This window comes from Dellaglioa sp. CoH-55-MRSF-9 (assembly GCF_056782155.1).
On sequence record NZ_JBXAYG010000057.1, the window covers coordinates 1 to 289 of the forward strand.

At 57.1% G+C, this 289-nt stretch carries 1 protein-coding gene; it reads right to left on the minus strand.

The genetic code is table 11. The features are described from left to right. A partial coding sequence (locus AC1RPV_RS07775; RefSeq protein WP_481764197.1) for a hypothetical protein occupies positions 1 to 273 on the minus strand: 273 nt, incomplete at its 3' end. Between the last annotated feature and the right edge of the window lie 16 nt (positions 274 to 289).

A 289-nucleotide genomic window follows, 5' to 3' on the forward strand; every position in this document is an offset into this window, starting at 1 on the left:
CGTGTGAGCGATCTTAGAAATGTGGAAGGCCGCGACCGGAGTCGTGCCGCGCTCACCAAAACCTGCGTGCATCCATTGATGCAGCATCGGATAGATGTCGATCTCACGCAGCGCGCTCCACTCTGTGGTCGTCATCTGTTGAGCTTCGGCCTTCGTGATGCGGAAGTCGAGAAACACCACCGCCAGATTGCTTTTTGGGAAGATGCGCATCTGCACGAGCGATTGACGCACCTGTGCGCTCACAGCATCAGGAACGTGGTGGGCCTCACGCATGATCTGATCAGCAGAC